Source organism: Protofrankia coriariae, from assembly GCF_001017755.1.
Classification (GTDB): domain Bacteria; phylum Actinomycetota; class Actinomycetes; order Frankiales; family Frankiaceae; genus Protofrankia; species Protofrankia coriariae.
On record NZ_JWIO01000003.1, the window covers coordinates 50,239 to 74,673 of the forward strand.

A 24,435-nucleotide genomic window follows, 5' to 3' on the forward strand; every position below is an offset into this window, starting at 1 on the left:
TGGGAGGAGACTGGGCGGAAGGACGGTGAGGCGGGAGGGCGAGGGGACGGGAAGACGGGAAGGGATGAAGCAGCCGTGTATGTCCGGTCGCCGGGAACCGCCCGGCGGCCGGGGAGCGGGAGGATTTGTGGATCTTCAAAAGCGAGTGGCGGGCAGGTGGGGGCGGGCCTCGCGCCAGCGGCCGGCCGGGCTGTCGCCGTCTGGGTCACCGTCACCGTACGGATCGCCGTCACCGTACAGGGCACCGTCGTCCGGGTCATCATCGTCAGCCGGACCGCTGCCGTCCAGGCCGGGGCTGCTCGCCATCAACGCCCGTTACTTCGCGTTGCGGACTGTCATCTTCGCCGCTGTGCTGACGGTCGTGCTGCTCGTGGGCCTGCACTGGCTGCTTGGTTTCGCCGTCGCGGTGGTCCTCAGCGGGCTGGTGAGCTATCCGCTGGCGATCCGTCAGCGCCGGGCGGTGCTCGATGCCCTCGAGCAACGACGCGGTTGGCTGCGTTGAGCGGCGAGCCATCCCGGGAGCACGACGCCGCGAGAAAGCGTGACGCCACCCGGGAGCACGACGCCGCATCCCAGCCTGATATCACCGAAAAGTGTAGTTCTGTACCGCAGCGTGACATTGCGCAGCGGCGAGATGTCACGCAAGCGGCCGTTGACGTCACGAAAATAACCGGCGATGTCGTGCAGGTGACCAGCGATGTCACGCAGGTGCCCGGCCAGGAGGCCGGGCACACGGTGCCGCCGTCGCTGCCGACTCAGAGCCCGCAGCCCGCCGCGCCTGTGCCCGCCGCGCCGGTACCGGTCCCGTCCGTGCCGGCGTCCGCTTTCAGGCGGCCGCGGGTCGGCCACATCCAGTTTCTCAACTGTCTCCCGCTCTACTGGGGCCTGGTGAACTCCGGCGCGGTACTGGACGTCGAACTGACCAAGGACACCCCCGACCGGCTCAACGAGGCGCTGGTGGCGGGCGATCTCGACATAGGCCCGATCAGCCTGGTCGAGTACCTGCGGCACGCCGACGAACTTGTCGTCCTGCCGGACCTCGCGGTTGGCTCCGACGGCCCGGTGCTGTCGGTGGTGCTCGCCAGCGCCGTGCCGGTGGACCGGATTCGATCGGTGGCCCTGGGTTCCACCTCGCGGACGAGTGTGCTGCTCGCGCAGATGCTGCTGGAGGACCGGCTGGGGCTGTGGCCGACCTATACGATCATGCCGCCTGATCTGCCTCTGATGCTGCGTGAGGCTGATGCCGCTGTGCTGATCGGTGACGTGGCCCTGCGGGCCACCTATGACGCCGAGCGCGCCGGGGAGGCGCATCCGCTGCATGTCGTCGACCTGGGCGCGGCCTGGCGGGACTGGTCGGGGCTGCCGATGGTGTTCGCGGTGTGGGCGGCGCGCCGTGACTTCGCCCAGGCCCGCCCGGGGGTGGTCAAGGAGGTGCACGACGCCTTCCGGGGCAGCCTCGATCTCGCGTTGCGCCAGGTGGACGCCGTGGCCCGGCACGCGGCGCGCTGGGAGGTTTTCGACGTGGCGACGCTGACGCGGTACTTCACCACGCTGGATTTCTCCCTGGGGGAGCGTCAGCTCGAGGGAATAACGGCTTTCGCCCGGCGGGCGGCGGCACGGGACGCCGTTCCGGCGGACGTGAACGTGCTGTTCGCCAACGGATAAGTGCGGGCGGACAGGTACGGGCGGATACGAACGGCCGAACGGGTACCGATACGAACGGGTACGGGATAAGGCTAAGGCGCCGTACCGGTCGCCGTCCGTCACGGCGTATCCCATCGCCTGCGGTGACACGATATTTTGTTCATAACGATATATTCCGCTGCCGGTGGTGGCGCGATCCGTTGTTTCTGGTGCCGTCTCCCGGATGGGGCGGATCTCGCCGTCGAGGATCTGACCGTCGCGGTTTGTGGAGCGAAGCCCGTTGCTCGTCGGTTTCGTTGTTCTCGGCGACGCGCCCCCGCGCGCCAACGGTCGCGTATGAGGAGGACGAGGGGTACGGGGGCGGCCATCTGGATCGAACGGCATGGGCGTGCGTCCGCGCGTGTCGGCACCGACATCGGCGGCACCGGTGCCATCGGTGGCACAGGTGGCACAGGCAACATCGGTGGCATCGGTGCCGGTGGCCGTGCTGCCGGCTCATCCCTGGCGGCCGCCCTCGGTGGCCACGCGTGGAATCCGGTGGCCAACCGTACCCGGACGTTCGCGGAGTCCGGTGGGCTGCCTACAGCCTGTGACACCGGCGCAGATGTCACGTCGGTATGGGTGGCCCGGCGCAGCGGTCTGGAACAGGGGCCCGGCACAGTGGCCCGGCACAGGCGACGCTCCGGTGCGGCGATGGTCCGCGGACGCCGCCCGGTCGGATGCCGCTGGCACGCTGGGTCAGCACCTGCCGCTCGGCCCGCCCCTGAGGATGATCATATAGGTGCCGTCGGCGCGGGTGAACCGGAACCCGGGGCACAGCCCGACTCGGGCCCAGCTCAGAGCGTGGCCCCACGGACCCGGCTCGGGATCAAGGTGGTGGCCCTGGCTCGCGCTCAAACAGGACGTGGCCCCAACGGGATCCGGCTCGGGACGTTAGACCGCCAGGCGGACCCGGGGCACAGCCCCACCGATCAGGCCCGGGGTGTGGCCCGCCAATATGCAGGGTGCCGTGGATGCCGGACCAGGAACTTGCGCGGCCCATACGGGCCATGGCCCTTGTGGACCCCCATTGACCCCTTGGACCCGAAGGCCTCGTTGGCCTCGTTGGCCTCGTAGGCGTCCAGGTCCTCCTTGCGGACCCCCATTGACCCCTTGGACCCCCATTGGCCCCAATGGGTAGAGCGCCCCGCGGATGCCCCGCCGGTGCGGGTGGGCCGGGCGGCCGGGTGCGGGGCGGTGAGCCGACCGACATCGGATCCGCCGGTTCGGGCGGCCGAAGGTTACCGGCAGCCGTCATCGGTGTTGCCGCCGGCCGGACATCGATGACAATCCACGCACGGTCGTTCCGCATCGTTTCGCGATTATGAACAGGTGTGATTGTGGGTGTCCGGTGCCAGCGGATGTCCTCCCTTTGCCGGTAGCTGTCCTCCCTTTGGGGGATTCGCCGGGGGGCTAGCTCCGGAAACCATCCTGAATGACGATGGGCGGGTGGTACCGGCACAGCGTAGAACGTCGGATATGGACGGAGAGCCAGGTGTGCAGGATGCCGTCCGCGTCGTGGTGGCCGACGATGCCGACGGCGTACGCGATCTCGTTTGTCTCCTGTTGGACATGGAGCCCGATTTCGTGATCGTCGGCCGGGCCAGGGACGGGGCCGAGGCAATTGAGATCGTTTCGCGTACCGACCCCGACCTCGTCCTGCTGGACGTCGCCATGCCCGTCATGGACGGCCTCACGGCGTTACCCGTGATTCGCCGGACGGTGCCCCGGGCCCGGGTCGTCATCTTCACCGGTTTCTCCGAGCGGGCTCTCGGCGAACAGGCTTCGACGCTCGGCGCGCACGCCCTGATCGAGAAGGGCCTCGCCATCGACAGCCTGGTCGACCGCCTGCGAGACGTGTGCGGACGTGCTCCCGTCCGAACTGTCGCAAGCCGGCCGGTCCAGAGCTGAACCATCGGCCGGCCCGGGGCACGACCGGGCTGGCCGCTTCCGCGCCGAACCGTCGACCGGCCGCGGCTCGCGCGAGGCGGCCNNCGACGACAGTCAGGCGACGACAGTCAGGCGACGACAGTCAGGCGACGACAGTCAGGCGACGGCCCCGCGCCGAGCCGGCGGCGCCGTCGACCGGTCGAGATCTGTCCGACCGGTCGATCTGTTTATTGTCGTTGACCCGTTTATCCACCAGTCTGCTGAACAATGAAATCGGATGGCCCGGACGACCGGCCGGCATCCATCCAACGGCATCCATCCAACGGCATCCATCCAAATTTTGGACGCTCCGTAATTTTATCCTGATTCTGGGTGCATTCGCTGTCTTGCGGGCGCTCGATGTGAAAGCATGGGTCCGTGACCGCACGCCCGGATCTCCGTCTGACCGGTTCAGGCATGACGGACTTTGGTTCGGACCTCCCGTGGACCGGCTTCACGCCCGCCGGCCACACCTCGGCGGACTTCGCGACCCTGGTCGACTTCGGACTGGTTGCGCGCCTGCATGTCGACCTGCTCAGGGTCGCCAGCGCGGTCTGTCCGCGTCACATCTGACCTTTCCACCGCTGACCTTTCCGTCGCGCCACCTCATGCTGTCGGCATGTTGTCGGCGCACCCCGCACACGGTTGCGAGAGATTCGATGACGACCCCCGCACGCTCCCGTTCCGCGCGCCCGTCCCGTCCGAAGGGGCAGGGCCAGTGGGCGCTCGGCCACCTGGAGCCCCTCAACCCCAACGAGCGGATGAAGAAGGACCAGGACGGCCTGGCCGTCCGGGACCGGATCCTCAACCGTTACCCGTACACGGGCTTCGCCGGCATCGACCCCCAGGATCTTCGGGGGCGGTTCCGCTGGTGGGGGCTGTACACCCAGCGCAGGGAGGGCATCGACGGCGGCAAGACGGCAGTCCTGGAGCCCGAGGAGCTCGAGGCGCCGTTCTTCATGCAGCGCATCCGCCTCGACGGCGGCCAGCTGACCAGCGACCAGCTCCGCGTCGTCGCCGGGATCTCCACCCGCTACGGGCGGGACGTAGCCGACGTCACCGACCGGCAGAACATCCAGCTCCACTGGATCCGCATCGAGGACGTGCCGGCGATCTGGGCAGCGCTCGAGGGCGCCGGGCTGACGACGGCCGAGGCATGCGGTGACACCCCCCGCGTCATTCTCGGCTGCCCGCTGGCCGGCGTCGACGGCGACGAGGTCATCGACGCCACCCCGGCGATCGAGGAGACCGTCCGGCGCTACGTGGGCGACGAGTCCCTGAGCAACCTGCCGCGCAAGTTCAAAAGCGCCATCTCCGGCTGCGCCGACCACTGCACGCTGCACGAGATCAACGACATCGCGTTCGTCGGTGTCGTTCACCCCGAGTTCGGTCCCGGCTACGACCTGTGGGTCGGCGGCGGCCTGTCGACCAACCCGAAGCTGGGGGTCAGGCTCGGCACCTTCGTGCCCCCCGACCGGGTCGCCGAGGTCTGGCACGCCGTGGCCAGCCTGTTCCGGGACTACGGCTACCGGCGGATGCGCACCCGGGCCCGGCTGAAGTTCCTGGTGGCCGACATGGGGCCCGAGTGGGTCCGCGCCACCCTGGAGAAGGAGTACCTGGCCACGGCGCTGCCCGACGGCCCACCCCCGGCGCCGCCGCGTAACGAGGGACGTGACCACATCGGCGTCCACCAGCAGCGCGACGGCCGCTTCGCGGTCGGCTTCGCCCCCCGCGCCGGACGGCTGAGCGGTACCACGCTCGCCGCCGTCGCTGACCTCTCCGACCGTTTCGCCGCCGGCCGCATCCGAGCGACGACCACGCAGAAGCTGGTCATCCTCGACGTCGACCCGGCCCGGGTCGACGAGCTGGAGGCCGAGCTCACCGCGCTCGACCTGGTCGTACGGCCGAGTGTGTTCCGGCGCGGCACCATGGCCTGCACCGGTATCCAGTTCTGCAAGCTCGCCATCGTCGAGACCAAGGGGAAGGCCGGTTCGCTGATCGACGAGCTCGAGCGCCGCCTGCCGGACTTCGACGAGCCGATCGGCATCCACGTCAACGGCTGCCCCAACGCCTGCGCGCGTTTCCAGGTCGCCGACATCGGGCTCAAGGGCTCCCTGGTGCCGGACGCCTCCGGGGAACTCGTCGAGGGGTTCCAGGTCCACCTCGGTGGTCATCTCGGCACCCGGTCGCGGCTCGGTCGGAAGTCCCGAGGGCTGAAGGTCACCTCCGTCGGGGTCGTCGACTACGTCGACGGCCTGCTGCGCGCCTACTCCGCGGACCGCGGCGCGGGCGAGTCCTTCGCGGACTGGGTGGAACGGGTGGACGAGTCCGCGCTCTCCGTCGCATCCGTGCGAGCCGGCGTCCCCGGCGGTGCCGGCGCCGCCAGTAGCGCCGGCGCAGGCCGTGCCACCGGCGGGGTCGGTGTCTCCGATGGGGGCCGCACAGCCGGCGGGGGCCGTGCGCCTGGCGATACCGCGGCCAGCGGTACCGCGGCCGGCGGGGCCGGTTCGGCGGCGGGCACGCCGGGCGAGCGCGGTGGCGGCAGCTGATGGCCAGCGCGCATTCGGTCCCGTTCTACTGCCCGTACTGCGGCGAGGAGGACCTTGTCCCCTACCTGCCGGCCGAGGCCGGGGAAGCCTCCGCTGGATCCGGGCACGGCCAGTGGTCGTGCGGTAGCTGTCGACGGGCGTTCCGGCTGAGTCTGACCGCACTCGCGGTCGCGGTGACGCCAGCCGCGTCGGGCACTGAACCCGTCGGGCACTGAACCACGGGTGGATCCCCGCACCCCAGCGGCCCGCCGGCACTGAACCCATCCGGCACTGAACCCGTTCGGTGCCGTCCCGCCCGGCCCCTGCCCAGACCCGCGCTTGTCTGGTCCGGCAGCGGTCTGTTCGGCATGCAGGGAGAACGGCAGCCGCCGCGGCAACGGTCGCGGCAACGCAAGGAGGGACACTGATGGACACCGCACTGAAGGCCCGGGCCCTACGCGCCGGCGACGAGCTGGCGGGCGCGCCGGCCGAGGAGATCCTGGGCTGGGCGGTGGAGCGGTTCGGTACCGGGCTCGCCGTCGCCGCGTCCATGGCCGAAGCGGTGCTCGTCGACATGCTCTCCCGGATCCGCTCGGACGTCCCGGTGGTGTTCATCGATACCGGCTACCATTTCGCCGAGACGATCGGCACCCGGGACGCGGTCCGGCACCGTTACGGCCTGCCGCTGATCAGTGCGGCCCCGCAGCTCACCGTGGCCGGCCAGGACGCCGTGTACGGACCGCGGCTGTTCGAGCGTGACCCGGACCAGTGCTGCCGGATGCGCAAGGTCGTGCCCCTGGACCGGGCACTCGCGCCGTACCAGGCCTGGGCGGCGGGCTCACGGCGGGCCGAGAGCGCCAACCGCGGGAACCTGCCGGTCGTGGGGTGGGACGAGCGCCGCGGCAAGGTGAAGATCCATCCGTTGGCGGCATGGACGGACGAGGACGTCGAGCGTTACGTCCGCGAGCACGGCATCATCGTCAACCCGTTGCTCTCCGACGGTTACGACTCGGTCGGCTGCTGGCCGTGCACCCAGCGCGGCCAGGGACGTGCCGGCCGCTGGGTCGGTTCAACCAAAACCGAATGCGGCATCCACTGAGCCACTGAGCCTTCTGCCTGTTCCTCTTCGCCTTTCTTCTTTCCGCCGCTGTCTCGGATCTCCTTTCCGGAAGCCGTCGGTGACGACTGCCCGCCCCGGCCTGGCGAGGCGAGTTGCCGCGGGAGTCGTAGGTGGAAACCGTCGTTACGGTAGCCTTTTTCACCTACGGCTTCCGCGGCCGTAGGTGAAAATCGCTGTGGTAGCAACGGTTTCCACCTACTGGCCGGCCGGGTTCGTGCCCGGGGTGCGGGGTGCGCGTGGGCGGTAGCGTCGCAGGGATGAGCGAGGGTCAGCGCGGCAGCGGTGGGGCTGAGGTGAGGCTGGTGAGGTGCCGGGAGGTCGGACCGCTCGGCCCTGGCCCACGGGCGGGTACGGCGGCGGTGAGGGTGATGACCTACCGGGGGCTGACCCGCCTGGGCAGGAGATCGTGAACGGCCCGGAGCGCCCCCACGGGGAGGTCTGGCTGGTCGGGGCAGGGCCTGGTGATCCAGGGTTGCTCACTGTCCGCGGTCGGGAACTGCTCGGTGCGGCCGATGTCGTCGTCACCGACCGCCTGGTGTCCACTGACGTTCTCGGATACGTCCGGCCCGAGGCGGAGATTGTTTACAGCGGCAAGAGCGCTGGCGCGCTTACTCGCACCCAGGAGGGCATCAACGCGCTGCTGGTCGAACGGGCACTCGCGGGCCGCAGGGTCGTCCGGCTCAAGGGCGGGGACCCGTTCCTGCTCGGCCGTGGCGGCGAGGAGGCGGAGGCGTGCCGGCTCGCCGGGGTGCGCTGCACCGTTGTCCCGGGAGTGACCTCGGCGTTCGCGGCCCCCGCCTATGCAGGTATTCCGGTCACCCACCGTGGCGTCGCGCAGGATGTCGCGGTCGTCTCCGGTCATCTGCAGCCAGGGCATCCCGACTCCACCATCGACTGGGCGGCACTCGGCGCGTCCCGGATGACCATCGTCGTGCTGATGGGGGTCGCCCGGCTCGCCGACGTCACCGCGGCCCTCATCGAGGGCGGGCGGTCACCCGACACGCCTGTCGCGGTGATCGAACGCGCCACCACGCCGGCGCAGCGGGTCGTGCGCGGCACCCTCGACACGATCGTGGTCGACGCGGTTGCGCGGGGTGTGCGATCACCAGCTGTTGTGGTGATCGGTGACGTCGCGGCCCGTCACGACGCGGTACCCCGGATCCTCCCGCCTCCGGACAGCGGCAGCCACGGCTGCCGTCCCCGTGCTGTCAACGGCGACGGCAGCCGCGACAGCCTCACCGGCACCGGCACCGGCACCGCCGCAGGCACCGACACCGCCGCAGGCGGCAACGGTGCGGGCCCCTGCGACGCCAACAACCGGCCGGACCGGGCGACGGTGAGACCGCGCTTCTGGAATGGAGCCGGCCCCGGTGACACCGACAGCCCCGGCGATGACATCGACAGTCTCCGCAATGCCGATATTTACGGCACAACGGACAGTTATGATGATCCGTACGGATCCGCCGCCGGCTCGCCGGCTGTGGACGCCGGTGCCGGCCGTCCGCTGGCGGGAGTCCGGGTTCTCGTCCCGCGGACGAGACCGCGTCCCGGGCTGTTGGTCACCCGGTTGCGCGCGCTCGGCGCGGACGCCGTGGAGAGCACGGTCTCGCGTCCCGGGCCGGTGGCCGACCCGGCGCCGCTGCTGGCTGCGCTCACCGACGCGGACGCGCTGGTGCTGGCGGGTGTCGCGGAGGTCGCGGCGGTGGTCGCGCTGCTGCGCCGGGCAGGCCACGACATCCGGGCGCTTGCCGGGCTCGTGCTGGTGGCCGCCGACGCCGAGGCGGAGGTCGCGTTGGAGGCCCTTGGGCTGTCCTGCGTCCGGCTGCCCGTCAGCGCCTGTGACGCGGGGCCCGCCGGTGGCTCGGAGCCAGCCGACACGCGCGGCGCACAGCCGCGGACCGTGGAGCCCGCTGGCACGCAGCGGGCGGGATCATCCGCTGACGTGCGGGGCACGAGCTCTGTCGGTGCGCGGAGCACGGAGTCCGCTGATGTGCGGAGCACGGAGGAGCCTTCCCGCGGGCGGGACAGGCGCCGGCTGCCACTCGGCTCCGGGGTGGTGAGCGGCAGCGTCCGGGTGGTGGTGTGCGCGTCCGCGTCGCCGCCCGCCGGAGCGGAAACGGTGCGTCGGATCAGCCTCCTGACCGATGTTGTCGCCGAACCCGACCCGCGGATCGTCGAGGAGATCCGGCACGGCGATCTGCACGCGGTGGCGTTCGCGTCGTCGACCGCGGTCCGCGCGACCGTCGCGCTGTACGGCTCCCTACCGGATGGGATCATGGTGGCCGCGATAGGGCGGCGCACTGTCGAGGCCTGTCGGCGCGCCGGCGTCCGGGTGGACGCGGTGGCGACCGAGCCCGGCATCCATCCCCTGGCCGCGGCGGTCGCCGACGCCGTCACCAGGGCCCGCTCGGCTGAAGCGTCGGCCAGCCAACGCGGATCCGTCCCGAAATCAATCAAAAACAGATGACCGAATACTGCCGGACCATACGAACGAGGGATCAAACGGTCGCTGTGGCAGCCGTTTCGACCCTCATTGTCCTGTTTGGGGATTGTCCTGATCGGGACGGGGCAGGGTGGGGTGAGACGAGGCGGGTGGTCGGCTGATCGGTGTTCGGGGGTCTGGTCGGGGTGTGAGCCCGTTCGGAGTGGGCGCGAGCCTGGTGTGAGCGGGTCGGTGCCTGCCACCGCCGTCGTCGAGCATCACATCCAGTGATGTATTAAGTGATATCTGTCATCGCTGTCATCGGAGCCCGTCCGGCCAGGGCTCGTCCGGGGCGAAGGCATGGCCGGTGAGGGCGTCGTCGATGCGGGCGGTGACGGCGGTCAGCACGCCGGGATGCAGCCCGAGCGGCGCGGTCAGCGTCCAGCGGGTGTGCGGGAAGCGCTCCCGGGCCCGGGCGAGGGCGGCCGGGATGTCCCGCGACGTGTGGCTGCCGTCGAACAGGAAGAACGGGTGGGCCACGATCTCGGTACAGCCGGCGGCGGCCAGGTTGGCGTAGCCGGTCATGATGTCGGGCTGGACCACGTCCAGGAAGGCCGGCTCCACGGCGTGCCAGCGGATCTGACGGTGACCACCCGTCACGCCAGGACCGGGCTCGGCATACGGGGTTTCGAACTCGCAGGACGAGGCCTCAAGATCGTCAGATACGGTGCCCGTTGCCGGATCGCGCATGGGGCCCGTCACACGTCTGGAAGCATCGAACGACCCGGAAGTGTCGGATGGCCCGGAAGCGCTGGACCGGCCGGACGGGTGGGACAGGCGGGACGAGCCGGACGGGTCGAGCACGGGAGTTGCCCCCCGCCCGAGCGCGGAAGCCGCTTCCTGCCTGAGCGCGCAGGCCGCGGCCTGGCCGGCTGCGGAGGGTGTGCCCTGGCCGGGTGCGGGAGGTGTGACCTGACCGGATGTGGAACCAGAAGTAGAGGTTGTGGGACGGCCGGACGTGGCGGTCACGGCTTGGCTGGGTGCGCCGGGTGCGGCGGCAGTGGCCCGGCCGGGCATGGTGAGCAGGCGGGCGACCTCGCGGACGGTTGCGTTCGCCTCGTCCCGCCGTGAGCCGTGCCCGATCACCAGTAGACCCCGCATGCCCACCAGTTTGCGCCGGCGGCGCGCTCGTCGGGTAATGGCGCGTTCGTCGGGAGTACGGGTACACCGCCGCACCGCCGCACCGCCGCTGGCCGCCCCCGCCAGGATGTGATCACGTGGGAGATATCGGGGGGTACCGGTCGCACCGCCGCTGGCTGCTTGACGGTAATGGCCCATTCGTCGGGCGACCACCGAGGGTGAATGGTGGTCTCGTCGTATAACGGCGGCGTTGTGCCGGACGGTGATCTGATCCCGCCGGATGACTCATCGGTGTGACGGTGGGCCCAGGCGTCGTCAGCCAGGTCGGTGATGTCGTTGTCGGGCTGCCCCCTCCGGTCGGTGGCTGCGTCGCCAGGTCTGGCCGTGCGGGGTCCGGTCGGATGGCGATTCAGCCGGACGGCGTGGAGGATGCCTCCGTCGGAGGGCGCCCGCCCGGGGCGGCGGGTCGTTTGTGGATGCGGCCGCACGGCGTCGAACCCGCACGGCCGAATCGAACAACGTCAAATAATTTTGAACAATGTAAAACAACTTCGGGCGGTACATCCGAGCGGTACGGAGGGCGTGCGGAGAGAACGCGGCCGTCGTGGACGGCGCATGCCGGATCATCAGGACGCCCGGGTCATCAGGGGCCCAGGCGTCCCCGGCGGTGCTCTGGGGTGTCAGGCGGCGGGGCCGTCGTCGGAGCTGTGGCCCGGGAAGACCTTGGCGGACGGGTCGATGATCGGTGCCGCGTTGTTCACCGCGGTCGCTACCTCGCCGAAACCGGTCGCGATCAGACGCACCTTGCCCGGGTACTCGGTGATGTCGCCGGCGGCGAAGACCCGCTCGACTCCGGTCGCCATGGTCGTGTCCACCACGATGTGACGCTTCTCGACGGTCAGGTTCCAGCGGGTCAGGGGGCCGAGATCGGCGGTGAACCCGAGGGCGGCGACGATCCCCTGGGCCGGGCGGACCTGGCGGTCGCCGGACCTGTTGTTCACCAGTTCGACCTTCTCCACCTGGTTGTCTCCGTGGATGGCCGCGACCTCGGTGTGCGTGAGCACCTCGACGCTGGAGGACAGCACCTTCTCGACGGTGTGCGCGTGTGCGCGGAACCGGTCCCGCCGGTGGACGAGAGTCACCGACCGGGCCAGCGGCTCCAGGGCGAGCGCCCAGTCGAAGGCGCTGTCGCCCCCGCCGACGATGACGACGTCGGCGTTGGCGTAGACGTCCAGTTTCGGGACGAAGTAGACCAGGCCGCGACCGAGATGATCGCTGCCGACGGGCAGTGGGCGCGGCGTGAACGTCCCGAGCCCGCCGGTGATGACAACGGCCTTCGCCCGCACCCGTGTCCCCTGCGCGCTGGTGACCACGACGGCGTCGGCCTCGTGGGCCAGTTCGGTTGCCTGCTGGCCGAGCAGGTAGCTGGGGGAGAACGCGCCGGCCTGGGCGACGAGGGCGGCGATGAGCTCCCGGCCCCGTACCGCGGGGAACCCGGCCACGTCGTAGATCACCTTTTCCGGGTACATTGCGGTGACCTGACCGCCCGCCTCGGGAAGCGAGTCCATCACCGTCACGGACAGCCCGCGGAATCCGGCGTAGTAGGCGCCGAAGAGGCCGGCCGGGCCGGCTCCGATGATCAGCATGTCGGTGTCGACATCCGCCGATGTCGAGCCGTCAGGGCCAGTAGTGGTCAGTGCGTCCACATGCGACTCCTGGTGCCATGTGGCCGTGGCCGGACCGGATGCGCAGGGGTCGGACAGAGCCACCGGAAGAATTTTTTACTCATCCTGCCGCATCGGAGAGTGAGGTGCCTCAACATGCGCGTTGGCGTCGGCGTGGCACGCGGGCATTTACGGTGCTCTTTCCCCGCCGGTGATCCGGAGCGCGGATATTCCGGCAGGACGGGAGAAATCAGGAAGAAGCCGGTCGTGTCATCGGTTCGGTGGGCCGGCGGATAATCCGGCTCGGTGCCGGACGCTCACCGTCGGGAACATGCCTGCGCCTCATTGGTCCGCTGGACGGTACCGAGGTCTGGCGGACGGTACCGACAAAATCGCCGGTAGATGCCGGGCGAAATCGCCGGTAGGTGCCGAGCGGTGCGTCGGCCGACGACCCGTTGGTATCGACGACCCCGTTGGTATCGATGGCCCCGTTGGCGAGGTGGCCGGGCTGGTGATCGTGACGCGCGGCCGGGATGGTGCCCGGAAGCCGGGCGATCGAGGAGACGGCCCAGGAAACGGAGGTGGCCGAGGAAGTACGGCGGGCCGGGGGCGAGTGCGAACGGGGCGGGATCGGCGCCGGGTGGAGGTGGCCCGCCGTACCATCGCAGGGTGAGCCTTGTGGATGCCGGCAGTGATTCCCCGTCCGCGCAGGCGGGCCCGTCAGCCCCGACCGCAGCGGCGGCGGCCGCGGGAACAGCGGCGGCCGGCGACCAGACGGTCTCNGCGACCAGACGGTCTCGTCCGTGCTCGCGCGTGCCGCGGACGGCGGGCGGATCACCGCCGACGAGGCGCTGCTGCTGTACACCAGGGCGCCGCTGCACGCGCTCGGCCGGGCCGCCGACGCCGCCCGCCGCCGCCGCTTCCCGGACGACATCGTCACCTACATCATCGACAGGAACATCAACTACACGAACGTGTGCGTGACCGCCTGCCGGTTCTGCGCGTTCTACCGGGCGCCCGGCCACAAGGAGGGCTGGGTCCGCGACGTCGACGACATCCTCACCAGATGCGGCGAGGCCGTCGAGCTGGGCGCGACCCAGATCATGCTCCAGGGCGGCCACCATCCCGAGTTCGGCATCGAGTGGTACGAGGGCACCTTTGCCGCGATCAAGCGGGTCTACCCCCAGTTGGCGCTGCACTCGCTGGGCGCCAGCGAGGTCGTCCACATCGCCCGGACGTCCGGGCTGAGCTTCACCGACGTCATCGTCCGGCTGCGGGACGCCGGGCTCGACAGCTTCGCCGGCGCGGGTGCGGAGATCCTCACCGAACGTCCCCGGCACGCGATCGCCCCGCTGAAGGAACCCGGGCACGTGTGGCTGTCGGTGATGGAGACCGCTCACGGCCTCGGTCTTGAGTCGACCGCGACGTTCATGATGGGCACCGGGGAGACCAACGCCGAGCGCATCGAGCACCTGCGGATGATCCGTGACGTGCAGGACCGCACCGGTGGCTTCCGGTCGTTCATCCCGTGGACCTACCAGCCGGAAAACAACCACCTGCGCGGACGCACCCAGGCGTCGACCATCGAGTACCTGCGGCTGGTGGCGGTGGCCCGGCTGTTCTTCGACAACATCGCGCACCTGCAGGGCTCGTGGCTGACGACCGGCAAGGAGGTCGGCCAGCTCACCCTGCACATGGGCGCCGACGACCTGGGTTCGGTGATGCTGGAGGAGAACGTGGTCTCCTCGGCCGGCGCCCGGCACCGGACCAACCGCACCGAACTCATCCACCTCATCCGCGCGGCCGACCGGACACCGGCGCAGCGCGACACCCTCTACCAGCACCTGGTCGTACACCGCGATCCGGCGCAGGACCCCGTGGACGACCGGGTGGCCTCACACTTCTCCTCGACCGCCCTACCGATCGTCGCCACCACCTAGGCTGCCCCGAGCGGCTGGAGGAGCACGCGAGAGGTGCGGTGACGTGCTCCACGGCCCTCCCGCGCCCATGTTTTCGACGTCACGGCTCCGTTCGAGGGCACGTGCCTGGGCGCCCGGCGGGGCGGGGGAGGGCGGCTGTCCGCGCACCTGGGCGGGAGGGGACGGCTAGCCTGTCGGGGTGACCGTGCCCGCTGGCCCGCCTACCGGACCGCCCACCGGACCAAAGATCGAACTGCATGTTCACCTGGAGGGCACGGTCCGTCCGGCGACCCTGCTGGCGATGGCCCGGCGCAACGGGGAGACACTGCCGGCCACGACGGTCGAGGAGCTCACCGAGCTGTACCGCTTCCGGGACTTCGACCACTTCATCGAGGTCTGGGTCCTCACCACGCACGTGATGCGCACCGCCGAGGACTTCCGTCAGGTCGTCGTCGACTATGCCGCCGAGGCGGCCGCGCACGGCGCGGTCTACGTGGAGGGGATCTTCTCCCCGTGGTTCCGCGTCCGGCGCGGGATCTCCTGGGAAGAGATCTTCAATGGCTACGCCGACGGGGTGGCAGAGGCCCGCGAACGGTTCGGCCTGCACATGGGCCTCACCCCCGACATCGACCGTGTCCTGCCTCCGGAGGAGGCCTGCGAGGTGGCCCGTCAGGCGGTCCGGTTCCGCGACCGGGGGATCGTCGGCCTGGGGCTGGGCGGGCCGGAAGCCGGCCACCCGCCCGAACCGTACGCGCGGGCGTTCGCCATCGCCGCCGACGGCGGTCTGGCCGCCGTCCCGCACGCGGGGGAGAGCAGCGGGCCGGCCTCGATCCGCGGCGCGTTGGACGCCCTGGGCGCGCGCCGCATCCGGCACGGCATCCGCGCCCTGGACGATCCCGGTCTCGTGGCGGAGCTCGTCGATCGGGACATCGTCCTGGACGTCTGCCCGGTGTCCAACCTGCGGACACGTTCGGTGGCGGATCTTGCCGGGCATCCCCTGCCCGCGCTGGTCGACGCGGGGGTGCGCTGCTCGCTGGCCACCGACGACCCGGCCATGTTCGACACCGATATCGGCCGTGAGCACGCTGTGGCCGCAGCGCTGGGCGTGTCCGCCCGTGACCTGTACGAGGCCGGTGTCGCCGGTGCGCTGTGTGACGCCGCGACGCGGCAGCGGCTGGCGGCGATCGGCGCCGGCACCGACTGGGACGCCGTGGCCGCGGCGCTGGCCACGGCCGCCCGTACGGATCCGCTGGCCGCCGGCATCGCCGCGGCCGCCTCCTCGCCGCCCGTCACCGCGGCCGGGAGACCAGCGGTCGTGCCCACGGCTGGGCCGGGGGCCGGCCCCGGGGCCGGATTCACCGACGGTGCCGGAACCGCGGCGGTGTCGCGGTGAGTGCCATCCCGGCGGGCCCGGCGGATCCGGAAATCCCGGCAGGCTCGAAAAATCCAGAGAACCGAAAAATCCTGGAAGACCCGGGAAGCTCGGGAAGCCCGGGAAGCCGAGCGGAAGCGGCAGGCCCGGAGCGCGGGGAAGGCCTGGAAAATACGACAGGACCGGCAGGCCGGCAACGTCCGCAGGGCCTGCGAAGAGCGCGCAGCCCGCGCGGTCCGGAGGACCTGGGAAGTTCGCGAAGCCCGCGAGTCCCGGAAAGAATTACGGGGAGCCTGGGAAGAAGCATGCGAAGTACGAGGAGCCCGGCGGGCCCCGTGGGTGAGGCTCCGGCGCGGGTGGCCGGGCCGGAGAAGCGGCCGGACGAGGTCGCGGCCATGTTCGACGGTGTCGCCCGGCGCTACGACCTGACCAACGCGGTGCTCTCGGCCGGTCTGGACCGCACCTGGCGCGGCGCCACCGCGGACGCCCTGGACCTGCGCCCGGGGCTGCGGGTACTGGATCTGGCAGCCGGTACCGGCACCTCGTCGCGGGCGTTCGCCGCCCGTGGCGCCTCGGTCGTGGCCTGCGACTTCTCGCTGGGCATGCTCAGGGTCGGGCAGCACCGCCTGCGTCAGCGCCCGGCCGCCCCCGGCGGTGGCGCGGTGGCGCTGGTCGCCGGGGACGGGCTCGCGCTGCCGTTCGCGGCGGCCTCCTTCGACCGGGTGACGGTCTCGTTCGGCCTGCGCAACGTGGTCGACGTCGAGGTGTGCCTGGCGGAGCTGGCACGGGTGACCCGTCCGGGCGGGCGTCTGGTGATCTGCGAGTTCAGCCGCCCGACCTGGGCGCCGTGGCGCACGGTCTACACGGAGTACCTGATGCGGGCGTTGCCCGGCCTCGCCCGGCTCGTCAGCAGCAGCCCGGACGCGTACGTCTACCTGGCCGAGTCGATCCGGGCCTGGCCGGACCAGTCGGCCCTTGCCGACCGCATCGCCGGCGCGGGCTGGACCAGGGTGGGCTGGCGCAACCTCACCGGCGGCATCGTGGCCCTGCACCGCGCCTGGCGTCCGGCCTGACGGCTTGCCTGGCCTGGCCGGCAGTGGCTGGCAGTGGCTGGTGGCCGGCCGGTGGCCGGCTGGTGGCCGGCCGGTGGCGGCCCGGATGACCGGGGCTGAGAGACCAGGCGGGCCGGTCGATCGGACGGGCGGACGGGCGGGTCCGGATGGTCAGGTTGGGATGTGGGCGTCCAGCCAGGTCAGGGTGCGGGCCCAGGCGTCCTCGGCCGCGGCGGCGTTGTACACGGCGGGCCGGGCGTCGCAGTGGAACCCGTGCTCGGCATCCGGATAGCGGACGACCTGCGTGGGCACGGCCGCCTCCCGCGCGGCCGACCGGAGGGCCTCGACCTGCTCCACCGGGATGCCCTGGTCGCGGTCGCCGAACAGGCCCAGCCAGGGGGCCTGCAGGCGGGGCGCGATCTCGATCAGAGGTGCCTCGCCGAACCTGCCCTCGGCGAGCCCGCCGCCGTAGAAGCTCACGGCGGCCCCGAGCGGGCGGTGGACGGCCGCGATGGTGGCGACCGACCCGCCCATGCAGAAGCCGACCACCGCGATGCGGTCGACGGCGGTCCCCTCGTCGGCGAGCAGGGCCATGCTCGCGTCGACGTCCTCCAGGATGTCGAGGCTGTTGAGTGTCTGCATGGCCTGCCGGACCGCGGTGAAGTCCCCGCCGTAGGGGAAGACCGGCGAGCCCACCCGGTGGAAGAGGGCTGGCGCGATGGCGCGCCAGCCGGCGGTGGCGAACCGGTCGCACACGTCCACGATGTGGTCGGTGAGCCCGAACGCCTCCTGAACGACGACGACCCCGCCTCGAGGCCTGTCGGCCGGGTGGGCGACGGCGGCCTGCATGGGCCCGTCCGCGGTGGACAGCGTCACGGTCTCGCGGCTCATCTGTGTTCTGCTCCTGTCCGGCGCATCCGGTGTGGATGCGGCTCTACGAGAGGATCGCATCAGAGACGGCGCGACCCATGCTCCGCAGCACCTCAGCGTGCGGGATCAATCACTGTCTTTCCAGTACGCCCATGGTCGTTCGGTGCATCGTCCACCATTCAGCGGGTGATCTGGGCAGACCGGCCGGCCGGGCCGCCTGCCGTCCGGGCCGGCCGCGGGCACGCGGGGTGCGGGGTGCGGTGGCCTGCCGGCTCCGTAAGTCCGGTGGGCCCGATGGGCGCGGCGCGGGCGGTGGAGCCGGCGGAGGTGGGAGCGCACGACCGGGTGCCGGCCGGTCGTGCCTGTCGACCCATGGGCTGTCGGCCAGCGCCTGTCGGCCATGGCTTTGCCGGCCATGGCTTTGCCGGCCGTGTCGATTGCCGGCCGTGTCGATTGTTGGCCGTGTCGATTGTCGGCCGTGATTGTCGCGCGGACCCGAATATGCGGTATGTCCGGTAAAATCTGGGTTTTTCTGGCTACTATCAGTGAAAATTGACGTCTGTTGTCCGCTGTTTGTTCAGCTGTTTGGCTGGTGTCGCCTGTGTGCGCCGGCCGGACGGCGCGGCGCGGGGGTCGGCGCGATCCTGGCGCCTGTGCCGACGACGGGCGCAGGGCCTAGACTCGCCGTTGCGCTCGTGAAAACCTTCACGAGCGGCGGCAGCGCAGCAAATGGGAATACAACCGGCGATCCGGAGATGTGTGATCATGACAGCGGTCCAGGCCGAGCATGCCGATGTCATAGTCGTCGGTGCCGGCCCCGGCGGCTCGGCGGCCGCCTGCCACCTGGCCCGGACCGGGCTCGCTGTCGTCCTGCTGGAAAAGACCCGCTTCCCTCGGGAGAAGGTCTGCGGTGACGGGCTGACCCCCCGTGCCGTGCGCAGCCTGATCGAGATGGGCATCGACACCGGCACCGATGCCGACATGGGCACCGGCCCTGGCACCAGCGTCGGCACTGGCACTGGTACTGGCGCGCCCGCGGATACCGGCACGGCCGCGGCTACCGGCGCNCTACCGGCGCGCCCGCGGACGCCGGTGCCACCGCTGGTCCGGCGGCCAGCGCGACCGGCACGGTTCAGGCCGGTTCCGGATGGGCCCGCAACCGAGGCCTGCGTGTCATCGGCGGTGGGCTGCGGCTCGAGCTGCCCTGGCCGGAGCTGGCGAACTGGCCGGACTACGGCCTGGTCCGGCCCCGTCTCGACTTCGACGAGCTGCTCGCCCGGCACGCCGAGAAGGCCGGCGCCCAGCTACGGGAGGAGACCACCGTCACCGGCCCGATCCGCGACGAGCGCACCGGGCGGGTCGTCGGGGTGCAGGCCAGGGCGTCCCGCGGTGGGCAGCCGTTGGCCTTCCACGCCCCACTGGTGATCGCCGCGGACGGGAACAGCGCGCGGATGGCGCTGTCGCTGGACATCCGCCGCCGGGAGGACCGTCCGCTGGGGGTGGCGGTGCGCCAGTACTACCGCAGCCCCCGCACGCATGACGACTACCTGGAGTCCCATCTGGAGCTGTGGGAGGGAAAGCCCGGCGCGTCCCGGCTGCTGCCCGGCTATGGGTGGATCTTCGGGGTGGGCGACGGGACGAGCAATGTCGGGCTCGGCATGCTCAACACCACCAGCGCCTTCCAGCACACCGACTACCGGGACCTGCTGCGGCGATGGCTCAACGCGCTGCCGCCGGAGTGGGGCTACACCGAGGAGAACGCGGTCGGGCCGGTCCGCGGCGGCGCCCTGCCGATGGCCTTCAACCGCGCGCCGCACTATCGCGACGGCCTGCTGCTGGTCGGGGACGCAGGCGGGACGGTCAACCCGTTCAACGGCGAGGGGATCGCCTACGCGATGGAGTCCGGACGGCTCGCGGCCGAAGTGGCCGTCCAGGCGCTGGCCCGCTCCCAGGGGCCGGCCCGGGAGCGGGCGCTGCAGGCGTACCCGGACGTTCTCCGGCAACGCTACGGCGGCTACTACACACTCGGGCGGGTGTTCGTCGAACTGATCGGGAACCCGTCCGTGATGCGGATACTGACCCGTTACGGGCTGCCGCGACCGACGCTCATGCGCTTCACCCTGAAGCTGCTGGCGAATCTCACCGACCCGCGAGGGGGTGATGCGCTGGACCGCCTGATCAACGCTATGTCCCGGCTCGCGCCCGCGACCTGAGCAGCCCGAGTGGCCCGAGCGGATGGTTGCGGCACTGGCGAAACACGGGGTCACGGTTTTCCGGCACACGGCTTCCGCCCGGTGAACAGACCGGTGGCCGCATCGACAGCATCGGTTTGTGGCCGGACATGCGGCGGGCGTGCATTGACGCTCGCTCGTTCCGGGGGCCAACGGCAGCCCGATCATGCTTTTTCCGCCCGCCGGATCGCCGCTGGGAAACCGGTCCGCGCGTCTGGGGCGGGCGTCGCGTAGGCTCCCTGGCGGCACCCGGCGACCGGAGTCGGGACAACCGGTGACCGTGATCGGTGTCGGCGCCGTGAGCCGGCCGTCCTCGCCGCGCCAGCCGCGTCCCGGCGGNNCGCCAGCCGCGTCCCGGCGGCCGGTCGCGTCCCGGCGGCCAGCGGTGAGCCCACGGCCGCGAACCGGAACAGCGAACCGAAAACCGCGAACCGAAAACTGCCACGTCCCGCATCGGACCTGTAGAGAGGAGCTCGGCATGCTGTCGAACTACGTGCCGATCCTCGTGCTTTTAGTGATCGCGTCGGCGTTCGCGATCGGATCTGTGATCACGGGCGCGCTGGTCGGCCCGAAGAGGTACAACCGCGCCAAGCTCGACGCGTACGAGTGCGGAATCGAACCGCCGCGCGAGCCGGTTGGCCCACATCGTTTTCCGGTGAAGTTCTACCTGACGGCGATGCTGTTCATCGTCTTCGACATCGAGATCATCTTCCTCTATCCGTGGGCGGTCGCGTTCGGCGCTCTGGGGACCTTCGGGCTCGTCGAGATGGTGCTGTTCGTCGCGACCGTTTTCGTCGCCTACGCCTACGTGTGGCGGCGGGGAGGCCTGGAATGGGACTAGAAGAGAAGCTGCCCGGCGGCCTGCTGCTCACCACCGTCGAGAAGATGGCCAACTGGTCGCGGCGGTCCTCCCTGTGGCCGGCGACGTTCGGCCTGGCCTGCTGCGCGATCGAGATGATGTCGACCGGCGCCGGCCGCTACGACCTCGCCCGGTTCGGGATGGAGGTGTTCCGGGCCAGCCCCCGGCAGGCCGACCTCATGATCGTCGCGGGTCGGGTGAGCCAGAAGATGGCCCCGGTGCTGCGCCAGATCTACGACCAGATGCCCGAGCCCAAGTGGGTGCTGTCCATGGGCGTCTGCGCGAGCAGCGGTGGGATGTTCAACAACTACGCCATCGTGCAGGGCGTCGACCACATCGTCCCGGTGGACATGTACCTGCCGGGCTGCCCGCCGCGGCCGGAGATGCTCATGGACGCGATCCTGAAGCTGCACGAGAAGATCCTGGCCGGCACGATCACCGGCAAGGTCGCCTACACGAAGGTCGGCGAGTCGCCCTACCCGAAGCCGATCGAGGTGGCCACGGCGCGCGCGGGCCTGCCGGCCGGNGCGGGCCTGCCGGCCGGTGCCGTCGACACCCGCACGCTGTCGGTCAACGACCGCAAGCGCTTCCGCCTGCCGGCGGGCGCTCCGGCGCCGGCCGGGGTCGGCGCGGTCGAGCCGTCCCTCGACGACCGGCGCCCGGCCGCCATCCCCCCGGAGTCGGTCTTCGGCCGGACCAAGCGCCTGCCGCCGGCCGCCGGGCCGGACGGATCGGCCGGATCGGCCGGCCGGCGTGCCGGGAGCGAGGATTCCACTGGTGAGGCGGCGTCATGAGCGAGCTCGTACCGGCGGCCGGCGCGGCGTCGGGCAGGGGCGGGCCGCGTCGGCAGGACGCCTTCGGAGCTTCCGGCTCCGGTGACACCTCCGGTTTCGGCGGTCTGGTCCGCAACCCGCCGGTGCTCGCCTCGAGCTCCCGGCCGTTCGGCGACGCTGACGCCGACACCGTCTACGACGCCCTCGAGCGTGCCTTTCCGCAGCTCACCGACGCGCTCGAACGGGTGGTCGTCGACCGCGGGGAGCTGACCCTGCACGTCCGGCGCGACCATCTGCTCGCGGTCGCCCAGACCCTGCGGGACGACCTTCAGCTGCGCTTCGAGCTGCTCTCCGGGGTCTCCGGCGCGGACTATCCCGACGATCCGACCGGACGCCGGCTGCATGCCGTCTACCACCTGACGTCGATGACCTGGCGCCGCCGCGTCCGGCTGGAGGTCTCGGTGGCCGACGACGACCCGACCGTCCCCAGCGTCATGGATGTCTGGCCGACCGCGGACTGGCACGAGCGGGAGACCTACGACCTGTTCGGCATCGTCTTCTCCGGCCGGGACGGCCTGGAAAGGATCATGATGCCGGACGACTGGATCGGCCACCCGCAGCGCAAGGACTACCCGCTCGGCGGTGTACCGGTCGACTACAAGGGCGCTCAGGTACCGGCACCGGACAGCCGCCGGAGCTATTCATGACCAGCCTGTTCGATACAGCCGGTATGGCCGGTACGGCAGATCTGTTCGGTACGGCAGATCTGTTCGGTGCAGCAGATATGGCCGGTACGAGTGCGCTGTCCGGCACGAGCGCCGTGGCCGGTGGCTCGCGGCGGCGTCGTTCCACCCCGTGTCGTCTTTGTCTACGAGGTTCGTTATGACCCACACGTTCGACACGTCAGCCGCGTTCACCTCCGCGGCCGGCTCCACCACATCCGCCGGACCGCCCGTCGACGACGCTCCCGGATACGACAGCACTTCCGGGCGCGACAGCGCCTCTGAGCGCGGGGGCGCTCCTGGACAGAACAACGCTCCTGGGTACGACGACGCTCCCGGATACGGCGACGCCTACGAGGCCGGCTTCACCGAGTCGGCGGGGGAGCGGGTCTACACCGTCACCGGCGGTGACTGGGAGCAGGTGATCGGCGGCGAGGACTACTCCGAGCGCCTCACCGTCAACATGGGTCCCCAGCACCCGTCCACGCACGGGGTGCTGCGGCTCGTCCTGGAGATCGAGGGCGAGACGGTCACCCGGACCCAGGTCGTCATCGGCTACCTGCACACCGGGATCGAGAAGAGCTGCGAGTTCCGCACCTGGACGCAGGCGGTCACCTTCCTCACCCGCGCCGACTATCTCGCGCCGCTGTTCAACGAGACGGCCTACTGCCTGGCGGTGGAGAAGCTGCTCGGCATCACCGACGAGGTCCCCGAGCGGGCCACGGTCATCCGGGTGCTGGTGATGGAGCTGCAGCGGATCGCCTCGCATCTGGTGTGGCTGGCCACCGGCGCCATGGAGATTGGGGCCACCACTGGGATGATCTTTGGTTTCCGGGAGCGGGAGAAGATCCTCGACCTCCTGGAGACGATCACCGGGCTGCGGATGAACCACGCCTACGTCCGTCCCGGCGGGCTGGCCCAGGATCTTCCAAACGACGTCGTGCGCGACATCCAGGCCTTCCTCGTCGACATGCCCAAGCGGATCAAGGAATATCACGCCCTGCTGTCGGGGCAGCCGATCTGGAAGGGCCGCATGGTCGACGTCAACTACATCGACGCGGCCAGCTGCATCGCGCTCGGCGTGACCGGCCCGGTGCTGCGTGCCGCCGGGCTGGAGTGGGACCTGCGCAAGACCATCCCGTACTGCGGCTACGAGACCTACGAATTCGACGTCCCCACCTCGCTGGATGGCGACTCCTACGCCCGCTACCTGTTGCGGCTGGAGGAGATGGGCGAGTCGTTGAAGATCGTTGAGCAGTGCCTCGACCGGCTGAAGCCCGGTCCGGTGATGGTCGCGGACAAGAAGATCGCCTGGCCGGCCCAGCTGTCGATCGGCACCGACGGGATGGGTAACTCCCTCGACCACATCCGCACGATCATGGGTACCTCGATGGAAGCCCTGATCCACCACTTCAAGCTGGTCACCGAGGGTTTCCGGGTGCCGGCCGGGCAGGTGTACACGGCCGTGGAGTCGCCTCGCGGCGAACTGGGCTACCACGTGGTCAGCGACGGCGGCACCAGGCCGTACCGCGTCCACGTCCGGGAACCAAGCTTCGTCAACCTGCAGGCGGTCCCGGCGATGACCGAAGGCGGACAGGTCGCGGACGTGATCGTCGGCGTGGCCTCCGTCGACCCAGTCCTGGGGGGAGTTGACCGGTAGTGCCGCTCACCGAAGAAACCCGCGCCGCGGCAGCGGACATCATCGCACGGTACCCGTCCGGGCACTCCCGGTCGGCACTGCTGCCCCTGCTGCACCTCGTGCAGGCCGAGGACGGCTGTGTCACCTCCGAGGGGGTGGAGTTCTGCGCCTCCCTGCTCGGCATCACCCAGGCCGAGGTGAGCGCGGTCGCCACCTTCTACACGATGTACAAGCGCCGGCCCGTCGGCGACTGGCTGGTGTCGGTGTGCACCAACCTCTCCTGCGCGCTGCTCGGCGGCGAGGAGGTCTACGCCCGTCTCTCGCAGGAGCTCGGGGTCGGGCACGACCAGACCACCGCGGACGGCACGATCACCCTTGAGCACGCCGAGTGCCTGGCCGCGTGCGACTACGCGCCGGTGCTGACCGTCAACTACGAGTTCTTCGACCAGGTCGACCCGCAGTCCGCGAGCGAGATCGTGGAGGCGCTGCGACGCGGCGAGCGGCCGGCCCCG

At 70.7% G+C, this 24,435-nt stretch carries 21 protein-coding genes and 3 pseudogenes; 18 read left to right on the forward strand and 6 right to left on the reverse strand.

Annotated features, from left to right (window positions below):
• Positions 1–135: 135 nt before the first annotated feature.
• Positions 136–306 carry a hypothetical protein gene (locus FrCorBMG51_RS30390; RefSeq protein ID WP_235433254.1) on the reverse strand — a complete coding sequence of 57 codons (171 nt, stop codon included), beginning with the start codon at positions 304–306 and terminating at the stop codon, positions 136–138.
• Positions 307–325: 19 nt separating this feature from the next.
• On the opposite strand from FrCorBMG51_RS30390, the gene FrCorBMG51_RS02580 reads away from it, so the two are divergent.
• Positions 326–502, forward strand: a complete 177-nt coding sequence (locus FrCorBMG51_RS02580; RefSeq protein ID WP_235433255.1) for a hypothetical protein — start codon at positions 326–328, stop codon at positions 500–502.
• A 278-nt stretch (positions 503–780) separates the two neighbouring features.
• The gene (locus FrCorBMG51_RS02585; RefSeq protein WP_047221674.1) at positions 781–1,665 is read left to right on the forward strand and encodes a menaquinone biosynthetic enzyme MqnA/MqnD family protein; all 885 of its coding nucleotides are present in this window, start codon (positions 781–783) and stop codon (positions 1,663–1,665) included.
• 950 nt (positions 1,666–2,615) lie between these two features.
• On the opposite strand, the gene FrCorBMG51_RS27825 is transcribed toward FrCorBMG51_RS02585, so the two are convergent.
• Positions 2,616–2,789, reverse strand: a complete 174-nt coding sequence (locus FrCorBMG51_RS27825) for a hypothetical protein (RefSeq protein ID WP_157180362.1) — start codon at positions 2,787–2,789, stop codon at positions 2,616–2,618.
• A gap of 391 nt (positions 2,790–3,180) precedes the next feature.
• Between FrCorBMG51_RS27825 and FrCorBMG51_RS02590 the strand changes: the two genes are divergently transcribed.
• On the forward strand, positions 3,181–3,594 hold the full coding sequence (locus FrCorBMG51_RS02590; RefSeq protein WP_013875170.1) for a response regulator transcription factor: 414 nt from the start codon (positions 3,181–3,183) through the stop codon (positions 3,592–3,594).
• Positions 3,595–3,715: 121 nt separating this feature from the next.
• On the opposite strand, the gene FrCorBMG51_RS28910 is transcribed toward FrCorBMG51_RS02590, so the two are convergent.
• The gene (locus tag FrCorBMG51_RS28910) at positions 3,716–3,892 is read right to left on the reverse strand and encodes a hypothetical protein (RefSeq protein ID WP_162233161.1); all 177 of its coding nucleotides are present in this window, start codon (positions 3,890–3,892) and stop codon (positions 3,716–3,718) included.
• 137 nt (positions 3,893–4,029) lie between these two features.
• On the opposite strand from FrCorBMG51_RS28910, the gene FrCorBMG51_RS02595 reads away from it, so the two are divergent.
• The 5 genes from FrCorBMG51_RS02595 to cobA all read left to right on the forward strand — a co-directional run bounded on the left by FrCorBMG51_RS02595 (position 4,030) and on the right by cobA (position 9,727).
• Complete coding sequence (locus FrCorBMG51_RS02595) at positions 4,030–4,185, forward strand: putative leader peptide (protein ID WP_157180363.1); 156 nt, start codon at positions 4,030–4,032, stop codon at positions 4,183–4,185.
• Positions 4,186–4,271: 86 nt separating this feature from the next.
• Positions 4,272–6,161 (forward strand): nitrite/sulfite reductase, encoded by a 1,890-nt coding sequence (locus FrCorBMG51_RS02600; protein ID WP_047221536.1) that lies wholly within the window; start codon positions 4,272–4,274, stop codon positions 6,159–6,161.
• Positions 6,161–6,376, forward strand: coding sequence for a hypothetical protein (locus tag FrCorBMG51_RS02605; protein ID WP_013875167.1), 216 nt, complete (start codon positions 6,161–6,163; stop codon positions 6,374–6,376). The genes FrCorBMG51_RS02600 and FrCorBMG51_RS02605 overlap by 1 nt, the downstream gene beginning before the upstream one ends.
• 191 nt (positions 6,377–6,567) lie before the next feature.
• Positions 6,568–7,239 carry a phosphoadenylyl-sulfate reductase gene (locus FrCorBMG51_RS02610; protein ID WP_047221537.1) on the forward strand — a complete coding sequence of 224 codons (672 nt, stop codon included), beginning with the start codon at positions 6,568–6,570 and terminating at the stop codon, positions 7,237–7,239.
• A 427-nt stretch (positions 7,240–7,666) separates the two neighbouring features.
• Positions 7,667–9,727: a uroporphyrinogen-III C-methyltransferase gene (cobA, locus tag FrCorBMG51_RS30395; RefSeq protein ID WP_052914240.1), complete on the forward strand. Its 2,061-nt coding sequence runs from the start codon at positions 7,667–7,669 to the stop codon at positions 9,725–9,727.
• Positions 9,728–10,000: 273 nt separating this feature from the next.
• Here the strand turns inward: cobA and FrCorBMG51_RS32970 are convergent, their stop codons facing one another.
• Positions 10,001–10,843, reverse strand: a complete 843-nt coding sequence (locus tag FrCorBMG51_RS32970) for a sirohydrochlorin chelatase (RefSeq protein ID WP_420848565.1) — start codon at positions 10,841–10,843, stop codon at positions 10,001–10,003.
• A gap of 659 nt (positions 10,844–11,502) precedes the next feature.
• A complete protein-coding gene (locus tag FrCorBMG51_RS02625) occupies positions 11,503–12,528 on the reverse strand; it encodes an NAD(P)/FAD-dependent oxidoreductase (protein WP_235433256.1) in 1,026 nt (341 codons plus the stop codon).
• Positions 12,529–13,289: 761 nt separating this feature from the next.
• On the opposite strand from FrCorBMG51_RS02625, the gene mqnC reads away from it, so the two are divergent.
• From mqnC to FrCorBMG51_RS02640, 3 genes are all read left to right on the forward strand, one after another.
• Positions 13,290–14,426, forward strand: coding sequence for a cyclic dehypoxanthinyl futalosine synthase (mqnC, locus tag FrCorBMG51_RS02630; protein ID WP_047221538.1), 1,137 nt, complete (start codon positions 13,290–13,292; stop codon positions 14,424–14,426).
• Positions 14,427–14,604: 178 nt separating this feature from the next.
• A complete protein-coding gene (add, locus tag FrCorBMG51_RS02635) occupies positions 14,605–15,798 on the forward strand; it encodes an adenosine deaminase (protein WP_047221539.1) in 1,194 nt (397 codons plus the stop codon).
• Positions 15,799–16,082: 284 nt separating this feature from the next.
• Positions 16,083–16,850: a demethylmenaquinone methyltransferase gene (locus FrCorBMG51_RS02640; RefSeq protein ID WP_076843066.1), complete on the forward strand. Its 768-nt coding sequence runs from the start codon at positions 16,083–16,085 to the stop codon at positions 16,848–16,850.
• A 150-nt stretch (positions 16,851–17,000) separates the two neighbouring features.
• On the opposite strand, the gene FrCorBMG51_RS02645 is transcribed toward FrCorBMG51_RS02640, so the two are convergent.
• Positions 17,001–17,720 carry a dienelactone hydrolase family protein gene (locus tag FrCorBMG51_RS02645; protein WP_047221540.1) on the reverse strand — a complete coding sequence of 240 codons (720 nt, stop codon included), beginning with the start codon at positions 17,718–17,720 and terminating at the stop codon, positions 17,001–17,003.
• Positions 17,721–18,464: 744 nt separating this feature from the next.
• Here FrCorBMG51_RS02645 and FrCorBMG51_RS34380 point away from each other — a divergent pair.
• From FrCorBMG51_RS34380 to FrCorBMG51_RS33440, 7 genes and pseudogenes are all read left to right on the forward strand, one after another.
• A pseudogene (locus FrCorBMG51_RS34380) lies at positions 18,465–18,677 on the forward strand (FAD-dependent oxidoreductase); the annotation flags it as partial.
• Positions 18,678–18,844: 167 nt separating this feature from the next.
• A pseudogene (locus tag FrCorBMG51_RS02650) lies at positions 18,845–19,912 on the forward strand (geranylgeranyl reductase family protein); the annotation flags it as partial.
• 496 nt (positions 19,913–20,408) lie between these two features.
• Positions 20,409–20,771 (forward strand): NADH-quinone oxidoreductase subunit A, encoded by a 363-nt coding sequence (locus FrCorBMG51_RS02655; RefSeq protein ID WP_476742089.1) that lies wholly within the window; start codon positions 20,409–20,411, stop codon positions 20,769–20,771.
• Positions 20,762–21,583, forward strand: a complete 822-nt coding sequence (locus FrCorBMG51_RS33435) for a NuoB/complex I 20 kDa subunit family protein (protein WP_047221541.1) — start codon at positions 20,762–20,764, stop codon at positions 21,581–21,583. The genes FrCorBMG51_RS02655 and FrCorBMG51_RS33435 overlap by 10 nt, the downstream gene beginning before the upstream one ends.
• Entirely contained in the window at positions 21,580–22,269 is a 690-nt protein-coding gene (locus FrCorBMG51_RS02665; protein WP_047221542.1) for an NADH-quinone oxidoreductase subunit C, read from the forward strand. Before FrCorBMG51_RS33435 ends, FrCorBMG51_RS02665 begins: the two co-directional genes overlap by 4 nt.
• A gap of 175 nt (positions 22,270–22,444) precedes the next feature.
• A complete protein-coding gene (locus FrCorBMG51_RS02670; RefSeq protein ID WP_047221543.1) occupies positions 22,445–23,944 on the forward strand; it encodes an NADH-quinone oxidoreductase subunit D in 1,500 nt (499 codons plus the stop codon).
• Positions 23,944–24,351, forward strand: a pseudogene (locus FrCorBMG51_RS33440) (NAD(P)H-dependent oxidoreductase subunit E); the annotation flags it as partial. The gene FrCorBMG51_RS02670 and the pseudogene FrCorBMG51_RS33440, both read left to right, overlap by 1 nt.
• Between the last annotated feature and the right edge of the window lie 84 nt (positions 24,352–24,435).